10 protein-coding genes are annotated in these 11595 nt (G+C 46.4%); 9 read left to right on the top strand and 1 reads right to left on the bottom strand.

Going from position 1 to position 11595, the window contains the following annotated elements; translation table 11 throughout:
• Positions 1–26 precede the first annotated feature (26 nt).
• The 4 genes from AC1DXC_RS10000 to AC1DXC_RS09985 all read left to right on the top strand — a co-directional run bounded on the left by AC1DXC_RS10000 (position 27) and on the right by AC1DXC_RS09985 (position 5493).
• Positions 27–2432: an ABC transporter permease gene (locus tag AC1DXC_RS10000; protein WP_477459005.1), complete on the top strand. Its 2406-nt coding sequence runs from the start codon at positions 27–29 to the stop codon at positions 2430–2432.
• Between the two features lie 170 nt (positions 2433–2602).
• Positions 2603–3073, top strand: a complete 471-nt coding sequence (locus tag AC1DXC_RS09995; protein WP_477459004.1) for a hypothetical protein — start codon at positions 2603–2605, stop codon at positions 3071–3073.
• A gap of 85 nt (positions 3074–3158) precedes the next feature.
• Positions 3159–3587 (top strand): DUF1801 domain-containing protein, encoded by a 429-nt coding sequence (locus tag AC1DXC_RS09990; RefSeq protein ID WP_477459003.1) that lies wholly within the window; start codon positions 3159–3161, stop codon positions 3585–3587.
• 97 nt (positions 3588–3684) lie between these two features.
• Positions 3685–5493: a 7TM diverse intracellular signaling domain-containing protein gene (locus tag AC1DXC_RS09985; protein WP_477459002.1), complete on the top strand. Its 1809-nt coding sequence runs from the start codon at positions 3685–3687 to the stop codon at positions 5491–5493.
• 32 nt (positions 5494–5525) lie between these two features.
• On the opposite strand, the gene AC1DXC_RS09980 is transcribed toward AC1DXC_RS09985, so the two are convergent.
• A complete protein-coding gene (locus tag AC1DXC_RS09980; RefSeq protein WP_477459001.1) occupies positions 5526–6002 on the bottom strand; it encodes a hypothetical protein in 477 nt (158 codons plus the stop codon).
• A gap of 250 nt (positions 6003–6252) precedes the next feature.
• Here AC1DXC_RS09980 and AC1DXC_RS09975 point away from each other — a divergent pair, with 250 nt between their 5' ends.
• The 5 genes from AC1DXC_RS09975 (at position 6253) to AC1DXC_RS09955 (ending at position 11511) form a co-directional block, all read left to right on the top strand.
• The gene (locus AC1DXC_RS09975) at positions 6253–6681 is read left to right on the top strand and encodes an OsmC family protein (RefSeq protein WP_477459000.1); all 429 of its coding nucleotides are present in this window, start codon (positions 6253–6255) and stop codon (positions 6679–6681) included.
• Between the two features lie 20 nt (positions 6682–6701).
• Positions 6702–7883, top strand: coding sequence for a trans-sulfuration enzyme family protein (locus tag AC1DXC_RS09970; RefSeq protein ID WP_477458999.1), 1182 nt, complete (start codon positions 6702–6704; stop codon positions 7881–7883).
• A 7-nt stretch (positions 7884–7890) separates the two neighbouring features.
• Positions 7891–8730: a maleylpyruvate isomerase N-terminal domain-containing protein gene (locus tag AC1DXC_RS09965; RefSeq protein ID WP_477458998.1), complete on the top strand. Its 840-nt coding sequence runs from the start codon at positions 7891–7893 to the stop codon at positions 8728–8730.
• A gap of 57 nt (positions 8731–8787) precedes the next feature.
• A complete protein-coding gene (locus AC1DXC_RS09960; RefSeq protein WP_477458997.1) occupies positions 8788–9885 on the top strand; it encodes a toxin-antitoxin system YwqK family antitoxin in 1098 nt (365 codons plus the stop codon).
• A gap of 258 nt (positions 9886–10143) precedes the next feature.
• The gene (locus AC1DXC_RS09955; RefSeq protein ID WP_477458996.1) at positions 10144–11511 is read left to right on the top strand and encodes an OmpA family protein; all 1368 of its coding nucleotides are present in this window, start codon (positions 10144–10146) and stop codon (positions 11509–11511) included.
• Positions 11512–11595: the final 84 nt, after the last annotated feature.

Below are 11595 nucleotides of genomic sequence, written 5' to 3'. Positions count from 1 at the left end.
GCGGCTTTTAACCAACCGGTAATCACATGATCAAAAACTACTTTAAACTGCCTCTGCGTGCTTTGTCGCGGCATAAGTTATACGCGGCAATCAATATTTTCGGTCTCTCGCTGGGCATTGGCTGTAGTATTATCCTGTTCCAGTTCATTAGCTATCACTTAAGTTTCGATACTTATCATCACGATGCTAAACAAATATACCGGGCGGTAACCGAACTAAGGGTTGGCGACGGCAGCGTGGTGTACGAATCGGGCAATTCGATAGCGCTGGCTACCAACGCTAAAGCTAAGATACCCCGGGTAAAAGATGTTGCGGTAATGAACCGGCTACGGAAGGTTACGATAGGCATCCCGCAGGCAGATGGCAGTAACAAGCTCTTTGCGGAGAACGATATTGCTTCACTTACCGACCCGCATTTTTTTAACCTTTTCGATTACCAATGGGAGCAGGGCAATAAAAGCACGGCACTTAACGAGCCCAATACGGTTGTATTAAGCCATAGCATCGCCCAAAAATATTTCGGCAGCCAGGACGTGCTTGGTAAGTTGCTGAAGCTCGATAGCAAAAACACCTTCAAAGTAACAGGTGTGGTTACTGACCATCCCGCTAATACGGATATCAAGACGGATATCTTCCTGTCGCTCGCTTCTCTCAAAAACGTCCATCCCGATGACGCGAAGGAGTGGCTCAACAACTGGGGGTATATCGATTCGCGCAACAGTATATTTCTATTGCTGGCTGATGGCGCATCTGCCAAAGGAGTGGAACGCGATATCAAAAATATGAGTAAGCCCGATATGGGCGATACGCAATCGGCCTTTACGTTTTTGCTGCAGCCACTGAGCGAGGTGCATTTTGATGGCCGATATACGGGCGTGATCCAGCGGTCGCTGTTGGTTACTCTGGGTATTGTAGGGTTGATGCTGCTGGTGATTGCCTGTGTAAACTTTATCAATATGGCTACGGCGCAAAGCTTCAAACGCGCTAAAGAAATTGGTACCCGCAAAGTGCTGGGCAGCACGCCAGGGGCCATATTTATCCAATTTATCACCGAAACGGCGTGTATTGTGATTATCGCCGCGTTATTAACCGTTGTTTGGACCCGGCTGTTTTTACCGGTATTGAACGTGTGGTTACAAACCCAATTGAGTTTCAATTTTCTTCGCGATGGTCAGTTAACGCTTTTCGTAGGCGTGTTATTGGTGATAGTAATACTCGCAGCGGGTTCATATCCGGCAATGATATTGAGTCGCTTTAAGCCGGTGACGGCTTTGAAGAGCCGGGTTAACGATAGCGCACAATCCGCAAGCTTCGGTCGCAAAGGGTTAATCGTTTTTCAGAATGTAGTGGCGCAGGTGCTCATCATCGGTACGATATTGATAACCATGCAGGTAAAGTTCCTTAAATCTGCAGATTTGGGTTTCAACAAGGAAGCCGTAATTGTGATGCCCGTGCCCGATGCCGCAAAAAGCAAAACCGACTACCTGCGCAACCAACTGATGGCACAGCCCAATATAAAAAGCGTGAGCTATTGCGACAGGCCCGCTGCCTCGATACAAAATAACGGCGGCTCGGTAAAATACGATAACCGAAACTGGGAGAATTTTACCGGCTATACTATAGTTGGCGATGCGGATTTTGTTAAAACTTTTGGCGTTAAGCTTATTGCCGGCCGAAACATTATGGAAGCCGATACCGCAAGCGAGTATATTGTAAACGAAACCATGGTGCAAAAGCTTGGCCTGAAAAGTCCGGATGCTGTACTCGGGCATAAATTCGTTGCGGGCGGCCTCACCGGCAACCCCGGAATTATAGTAGGTGTGATGAAGGATTTTCACAACAAATCGCTTTACAGTGAAATTCAGCCCGAATCCATTTGCACCATACGCAAAGAATACCGTTTTGCGGCGGTAAAGATTGGGTCGCAAAACGTATCGGCTACTATCGAAAGCATCAAGCAAAACTGGCAGCACGTGTATCCGGAAAACGTTTTTGAGTACCGTTTTCAGGATGAGCAGATAAGCGATTTTTATCAGAAGGAAGAATTGATCAATAAACTCATTCGCTCCAGCGCACTGATTGCCATCTTCATCAGCTGCCTTGGCTTGCTGGGCCTTATATCGCTGTTAACGCTGCAACGTACCAAAGAAATCGGCATCCGAAAGGTGCTGGGCGCCTCAGTAGCTAATATTACTTCCCTGTTAACAGTAGATTTTTTAAAGCTAATCGTTATCGCTGTAGTTATAGCATCGCCCATTGCCTGGTTTGCCATGAGCCAATACCTGCAAAACTTTGCTTACCGCATTGATATTAAATGGTGGGTATTCGTAATATCAGCTGCTTCGGCTTTGCTTATTACATTTATTACGGTTGGCTATCAATCGATAAAGGCGGCCTTGGCCAACCCGGTGAAGGCTTTGCGGAGCGAGTAGGGGTAGTTGATGATTCATTAATCGAGGACTTCGTAACCAATACGCAGTATAAACTTTGGGTCGGTGATACCGATGCGGGCACGAGACTGTTACAATAAATAATTACCCCCGCAAATAAAATTGCCTGTTGCGAAAGGGGCTGCGTTTGCGTAATATAAAAAAACACCGTCATGAAACCAATCATCGCTATCCGTTATTGCCTGCTGTTGGCCGTGCTCATACTGGCCATCAATTCCTGTAAGAAATCCGGTAGTACGCCAACCAACCTTATAGGTACCTGGAACGAACCCACAAACCCGGCAGGTTATGGCCGCAGTGTATCCTTTGGTGCCAATGGGAGTTTCAGCGCCATATTTGTCGCATATCCTCGTCCCGACGGTGCCGGAGGAGTATCGGTAGGCTCTACCACAATTTTCAAAGGTACTTTTTCCGTGAAGCGCGACAGCTTGCTTACCCATATCAGCACCATGTCGGTACAAGAGGATGCCGGTACCCCGGTGGTTACCCCATCAACCCAAAAGCTTTTCGAATACGCTACGTTTAAAGTGGATAATAACAAGCTCACCATCAATTACACCACGTACCCGGCAGATGCGCCGGTGCCTACCCACGTTAATTACACAAAGGCGGCCTCTAATTAATACTTTTTTACGTTTTGCAGGTTTGGCAATTTGGCCCGCTTATGTCTTTGATTAAAAGCTGATAATAAATATATTAGCCTTGATTATGAAAGCCGCCAAACCCAAAACCGAAGTATTGGCTGATACGCCCGGCGTGGATGCCCTGCTGCAAAAGCTTGATCACCCGCTTAAAGATGTTTTGCAGTCGCTTCGCCAGGTAATAATGGGTGCCGATTGCCAGATAGGCGAACATGTGAAATGGAATGCGCCAAGCTTTCTTTACATAGGGGAGATGCCCCCCTTTAACCCTAAGGAATACAAACGGTATATCATCGTATCCAACTTTTTTAGAAAAGACTGCATCCGTCTGGTGTTTCCAAGCGGGGCAAAAGTTAACGACACCAGCGGCTTTTTGGAGGGCGATTATGCCGATGGCCGCCGCCTTGCACATTTCTATAGCCTGGAAGATGTGGTGGCCAAAAAGGGTACATTGCAGCAAATCATCAGAACCTGGCTGTCCCTATTGGAAAAGTAAATCGGATTTATCGCATCTTTGGTATTGATTATTTTTTTATCAAAAACCAAAATACCCGGCGCCATACGCACAGAATAATTCAGGATCGCAATTAACGATGAAGATATACTTTCTATACGGCACATATGCTGCGCGAAAATGCGCTTCCCTCTTATCGGCTATGCTCTTGTTTTTTTATTCTGCCGGCTTTGCACAAAACCGCGATACGCTCAACAACGTATCGCCCTTTATTATCAACCAATACACCGTACTGCCCGATGCGAATTATAGCATAGATAAGGTAGCAACTGATGCCAGCCTGCCATTTAAGCAAGACTCGCTACGGGCACCGGTGGCCAGTTACTACTGGATTAAGCTGAGCATATTAAATCCATATCCCAATAACGAAATGTACAGGTTGTCGCTTGCTAACAGGGGCCTTAACTTTACGTTTTACCAATATAACCCCGCAAGCAAAAAATGGGAGGGGAGCGCAGGCGGTTTAAACGCAAAGGACAAACGGCGACGGCTGGGTGCCATAGCCTGCTTGCTGCAAAAACACGCAGAAAACATCTTCTACATTAAAATAGCGCTTACCGATGAAAAACCATTTGGTTATGTAGCGAAGCCCGAAATTAAACTGGAAAAGGAAGTAGCCTTCGCCGCCGATGAGCTTTTTATCAAACTATGTTACCTGGCCTGTTGCATAGTTATTATCAGTTTTGCGGGGTATAACCTGTATGTTTACTTCCAGCTGCATGATAAAACATACTTGTATTATGTAATTGTGCAATTTGGTGCGCTGATATTCTTTACAGCCGACAAGTTTTTTTTCAATGTGTTGCTACCTGTCCGCGGTTACAACGTAAACGTTACGTCCGATCAAAAACTGTACTTTTTCGATGTGAACAATTTTCTCTTGCATGTTGCGGTAATCGTTATTTTTTGCGGGTTTATACAGTTTACGCGCGCTTACCTGCGCACCAAACAAACTATGCCGTTTTACGATAAGGTGCTTCGGGGGCTTTCATATACGTACTTTTTTCTCGAAGCCATCCCCATATCAATTACTATTTCGGGCATCTATTTCATTAATGTAGTCCCTGCCGCTAATGTTTTTATTATCATTATTGCGGTTGCTTGCCTTGTAACGGGCACCGTAGCTTATCGCAAAAAGGTGCCTGCGGCCAGTCATTTTTTAGCGGCCCACTTCTTGCCGGTTTTGTTCGTAGCGGGCTCTTCGGCGTTTATACTGATGTATGGGAGGGGTAGCACGCTGCTGCCCGAGATTGCAATTCTATCGCAGATACTTACCTTTGCCGTGGCCCTGGTTGCCCGCGTAAAGCTCATTAACGAGGATTTGAAAGCGAAAGCCATACAGGCTATACAATTAGAGGCCAATGTTACCGTGGCCGAGTACAAACGTTTGCTTGTCGAGGGCGAAAACAAAAACATTACGCTTACTATGGAGCTTGAACGCGAAAAAAATGAGCAGCTGCAGCAACGTCTGGAGGCCAACCAGCGCGAGTTGGTGGGCAATAGCCTGTACATACATCAAAAAAATAAAGTACTTGCAGATCTGAGTACCCAAATGCAGGATATGCAAGCCATGAACCCCAGCGTAAGTAACGAAGCGATAAAGAACATACACGCATCGTTAAAAGGGGCTCAGCATGTAGACGATGGATGGGATAAGTTTAAGATACACTTTGAGCAAGTGCGCCCCAGTTTTTTTGATAACCTGCAAACCGCCTACCCAACGCTCACCAGGCACGAACAAAGGCTGTACGCATACTATCATATCAACCTGTCTACCAAAGAGATAGCCGCGTTGCTTAATATTACCCCGGCAAGCGTGAGGCAAGCTAAAGCCCGGCTCAACAAAAAGATGAATTTGGTGAGTAAAGAGGGGAAGCAATTTCACTAAGCCAGGGAGTTAACCAAATTTTAATATCGACGCTAATTATACGCTGTTATTGCCTTGTCCGAAACAATCTGTATATCATACACCCTGCGCAAAGGGTTATACGGCACAGCATCATTCACCATTACATAAATACTTCCCAAATCTTTTACGGTGTAGGCCTGTACATCGGCAGTGCTGGTAGTTTTGTTGAGGTAGTCGGCTATGGAGTTGTATATAAGGTTGTACTGCTGCAGTTCGTTGGTTTCTATTTCAATAAATAATCGCCTGCCATCTACACGCAGGTTTATGTTATTATAAGTACCACCGGGGATAGCCAGCGTGTATTTGCGAGTGTTTTTCTTGAGGTTTTTTTCGGCGAGGGTGTAACCCTTGGAGGTAAAAAAGGTATCGGCCCTGTTGATATTGTTATGTAGCAGGTAACTGAGGTCATCGTACGATACCAGGTTGCTTTGGGCGGAGCAAGTAAAACAAAAAAACAAGGCTACTGCCGATATGATAAATCTCTTCATGATATATATTGAGTGAACACGAATTTCACTAATTAAAAGCACAGTTTATCACTTACCACAGGATTATTACCAAGAGGTTTGTTTTCAAATATTCCGCTGTTGTTAGCGAGAATTCTTCTTAATTCGTGTGGTTCGTGTTCACTCAACTCGTGTCAATTTAAATTCAACTTTTCGGTAAATCGTGAAATTTGTCCTTTTGGTGAAATTCGTGTCCATATCATTATTACCTTAGCAAAATTATTTTAATACCATGCCTACTATAAAATTAGCCCGCATAAGCGGCGAATACGGTTTCGAGGCCCATGACGAATATGGCCACACCGTGCGGATGGACAGCAGCCCCGAAAGCGGCGGCGAAAACTTTGGCGTACGCCCCATGCAAATGTTGCTGATGGGACTAGGCGGATGCTCGGCCATTGATGTAATTGCCATCCTGCGCAAGCAGCGCCAGAATGTTGCAGACTATGAGATGGTTATTAGCGGCGAACGCGAGGCTGGTAAAGAGCCATCGCTTTGGCAAACGATCAATTTAGAATTTCATTTATACGGCGAGGTTGACGAGGAAAAGGCCAACAAGGCCGTTGAACTGTCGCTTGGCAAATACTGTTCGGTTGCAGCCACGCTTTATAAGGCCGAAGCCGATATCAAATGGCAGGTGTTTGTACACCCGGCCAAATAATTATATACTACTGCAATAAAATGTCACAAGAATTAGATCCGATAACCAAGGCTATACGCATACGCGCACCAAAAACACTTCAGAACGAGCATTCATCGCCGCTATATTTAACCAGCAGCTTTACCTTTAACGAGGCCGAAACTATGCGCGCCGCCTTTGCTGATGAGAACGATGAGAATATTTACAGTCGTTTCAGCAACCCAACGGTTGACGAATTTGTGGCCAAGATGTGCGCTTTGGAAGGCTGTGACGATGGTTTCGCTACTTCGACAGGTATGAGCGCTATTTTCAGCAGCTTTATGGGCCTGCTGCAAAGCGGCGACCACCTGCTGTGCTGCAGCTCGGTTTTCGGCAGTACGTTTACCATCGTAAACAAATACCTGCCAAGGTATGGCATCACCTGCACGCTTATCCCGGCAAACGATAAAGAAGCCTGGGAAGCGGCCGTGCAGCCAAACACCAAAATGCTTTACCTGGAAACACCTACCAATCCGCAGTTGGAGGTGATAGATTTGGAATGGGCCGGGCAGTTCACAAAAAAGCATAACCTGATTTTCAACGTAGATAATTGCTTTGCAACGCCATTGCTTCAACGGCCGGTTGATTTTGGTGCGGATATCATCGTACACTCGGCTACCAAATGGATAGACGGGCAGGGCAGGGTACTTGGCGGCGTAATTGTAGGCCGAAAGGATCTTATTAAAGAAATTTATATGTTTTGCCGCAACACTGGCCCAGCCATGTCGCCTTTCAACGCCTGGGTGTTAAGCAAAAGTTTAGAAACTCTGGACGTGCGCATGGAGCGCCACTGCGCAAACGCGCTCAAGATTGCCAAAACGCTGCAAAGCAACCCCAACGTTAGCTGGGTTAAGTACCCGTTTTTAGAAGGGCACCCACAGTACGACATTGCCAAAAAGCAAATGAAAGCAGGCGGCGGCGTATTATGCTTCGAAATAAAGGGTGGCGTTGTTGCAGGTCGCAAATTTTTAGATGCTTTGGAATTGCTCTCGGTAACGGCCAACCTGGGCGATAGCCGCAGCATAGCCTCGCACCCGGCAAGTACTACACATAGTAAACTAACTGATACAGAACGAGCTTCGGTAGGCATTACGCCCGGTCTGATACGCATATCGGCGGGTTTGGAGAAAGCCGAAGACGTAATAAACGACATAGTGCAGGCTTTAGAAAAAAGCCTGGCATAAATCATCTATGGAGCAAGCAATTCCCATACAAACCCTACATCTTTTCCCGGTGTTGGATAAGTTGTTACTGGAATTGCTTGCCTCCTTATCTCCCGAAGAATGGCATATGCCTACCGTTGCCAAACAGTGGAGCGTTAAGGATATTGCCGCACACTTGCTTGATGGTAACATACGCGCCATTGCTGCGCTTCACGGCTATCAAAGCAATGAACCTCCTCCCCAAATAAACAATTACCAGGATTTGGTTGCTTACTTAAACAACTTGAATGCCGTTTGGGTAAAAGCCATGAAAAGGGTTAGTCCCACTTACCTGATTGCACAACTGGGGAGCACAGGCGAACACTATATCAAATACCTGCACACGCTACCACCCTTTGCGCCGGCCATGTATTCGGTTGCCTGGGCAGGGGAGCACACCTCGCTCAACTGGTTCCACATTGCAAGGGAATACACCGAAAAATGGCACCACCAGCAGCAGATACGCGATGCGGTGGGTAGGACCGGTTTGATGTCTAAAGAACTTTTCTATCCATTGATAGCTACTTTTATGTACGCTTTACCGCATACTTACCGTAACAGCCTTGCCGACGAGGGAACCCTAGTGAAGGTTATCGTTACCAGCGATGCCGGCGGCGAATGGTATTTAACACGCATTGCTGACAGATGGGAATTGAGCAAAGACCTGTCTACCGAAAGGGCAAGTGCTTCTATATCCCTAAACCCCGACAACGCCTGGAAACTGTTCACCAAAGCCATAACTCCCGATGCCGCCCGCGCGGCCGCAGTTGTTGAGGGTGATAACCGGCTTGTGGCACCTATATTTGGGATGCTTGCGGTGATGGCCTAAAATTATTTCTCGGCTTGCCGGATATTTCCTTATCTTTTCAGCACCAAACCCAACACAATGAAGTCCCTGTTTCTATTCGCTCTCTTCTTTTTTATTGTCGGCTCAGTTGTAGCACAAAACGATGTTAAGCGGAATATTATCTTCCACAGCCTTGGCAAAGACAGTGTTGCCCTAAGCCTTACGGATAATTATTATTTAACCGAGGATACCTGCGCGGCAATTGTACGGTACGCGCATTTTAATTTCCATACAAAAACGTTTACGGGCAAATTCCGGGATGTGGTTAAAGGTGCCGCCAACGTTGTTTTAGCAGAGGGTAATTATAATAGTTCGGGCAAAAAAGATGGGGCCTTTACTGTTTACTACCCAAACGGGAGCCTTTATGCCAAAGGCAATTACAAGAACAATTCTTTCGACGGCAAATGGCAGATTTTTTACGACGACGGTAAGCCCCAATTGGTATTTGAAGATAGCCGCGATGGTTATAAGATTTGGGACGCATGGCTGCCGGATGGCACACATTCCGTTGAAAACGGTAAAGGCGAGTTTACGGTAGACGGAAAAGCAAGCTTTTGGAAAGGTGCTGTACTGAACGGCCGGCCCGACGGCAATTGGAAACTTTATGACACGCAAAGCGACAGGATTTTTGCCACCGAGTATTTCGAGCACGGCAAATTTCAGGATGGCACCAGCGATTATTCACGCTACTCAGGTAAAACCCTGATAACGCTGGTGTACACTTATTTCGCATTCAAGAATGCCGAAAATATGGCGCCATCGTTCCAAATATGCCCGGAAGCCATCGGCGATGACGGCCCTGGCCAGCATATCGCGGCCAACGCGCATTTTGCCCATGGATCCGATACTTTTATGGAAGACCTGCAACGCGCGGTGTCCACTTATTTCAACAGCATTACCTACCTGCGCGATAACAGCAGGAACTTTAAGATAGAGGGCGAGATATCCCCCGAAGGGAAGTTCAGCAACATGCACAGCGGTGCAGAAATGGGCCGTGGCATACTCTACCAGCTGAAGCTTTTGCCTGCGCTAACACCGGCCACCATTGATGGGAAACCAGTTGCACAGAAATTCGTGATGTCATTTATTTTCAAAGATGGATTCTATTCCTTCAATTACAATTTGCTGCCTCTTTAAGTAAAAAACCCGAAACTGTATAGTTTTTAATGCATAAACGCCGCCATTTTTAATTTATACGAATATAATTTTCGTTTTCGTGTATTAAAATACGACTCTTAGTAATCTGCTATCGGATAGCGCATTAGCTAAACAGTTTAGCATAGCTGCGCATTTAAAGTTTTAGCCTAACATGCGCTATTTTTTTGTTGGCACTAATGTTGGATACCCGGTGCAAGCCCATTGTATATTATAACGGGCGATACCAAATCATTCAACATGAAAACAAATCTAAAAAAAGCGACGATGCTGCTTACCGGCTTAATGGTTGGCAGTAAATTGTTTGCCCAGTCCCCCGATTCAATCTCAACAAAAAATTACGTACAACCCTTCTCGGGCGGCGATGCGTTCCGCACCTGGTCTATCGGTATCCATGGCGGCGTTTTAACGCCATTCACCATTTTTGGTACTAACGGCAAACAAGATTTTACCACTCCCCAAGCCGAATTTGGCTACGGCGGCTACATCAAAAAACAAATACTACCTTCATTTGGCCTCCAGGCCGATTTCCTGGCCGGTAAGGTAAAGGGCAAAGATGCCCAACCCAATGGCGCAGGCTTGAGCAGCTTCCAAACAAAAGTGCAATGGTCGGCCGCTTTAAGTGGTAACCTCACCCTGGCCAACATCAACTGGCGCCATAAAAAAGGCGCAATACAGCCATATGCAACCTTTGGTGGTGGTGTTATCAACTACAAACCGGTATTGACTACTGGTGCCGGTGTTTCTACCAACTTCAAAGCGAACGACGAAAGTATCCGCGAGATATTTATCCCGGTTGGTTTAGGTTTAAAATTCAACCTCGGCAGCGGTGTAAACCTGGATATGGGTTACTCTGTAAACTTTGTGGCCAGCGACAACTTCGATGGCTATAACTTTGGCGGCGGCAGCGATAAATTCTCGTACGGGCACATTGGTTTAGAATTTGCCTTGGGCAAAAGCTCAAAACCGCAAATGGCTACCCACAACCCGGTAAACAGTATGCGTACCGAATACCTGTTGCAAGACAAACAAACCAGGGACCAATTGCAGCTGCAGATAGATGCAGAAAAAGCTGCTAATGCTAAATTACGCAGCGATTTGGATGCAACTAACGCCAACCTGGCCAAATTTACGGTAGATAGCGATGGCGATGGCGTTGCCGATTTCTACGACAAATGCCCTAACACTCCGGCCGGTCAAAAAGTAGATGGCGCAGGCTGTCCGTTGGCTAAGCCCGAAGTTAAGGTTTACGTAACCGAGGAAGACAAACGCGTGGTGAAAGATGCTATCAATAACCTGGAATTTGATTTGGGTAAGGCAACTATCCGTGCAAAATCATTGCCTAGTTTAGATAGGGTTGCCAAATTATTGACTGATAAAAACTTCAGCCTTAAACTGGCCGGCCATACAGATGACACCGGGTCTGATGCTTTGAACCTAAGGTTGTCTAAAGACCGTGCAGAAGCTATCAAAGCTTACCTGGTAAGCCAAGGTGCTAATGCATCGCGCATAGAAGCTACCGGTTACGGCGAAAGCCAGCCTATAGCTACCAACAAAACCGCCGCGGGCCGCCAGGCAAACCGTAGGGTTGAGTTTACGCTTTACTAAGACGTTAAGAATCTGGAATCAAGATTTAAGACGATAAAAAACAAACAGCCCCTGCCAAATGGCCGGGGCTGTTTTGTTTTCGGC

Source organism: Mucilaginibacter sp. P2_D11, assembly GCF_056404435.1.
Note: the sequence above shows the minus strand (reverse complement) of the source record. Positions and strands in the feature narration are given on the sequence as shown.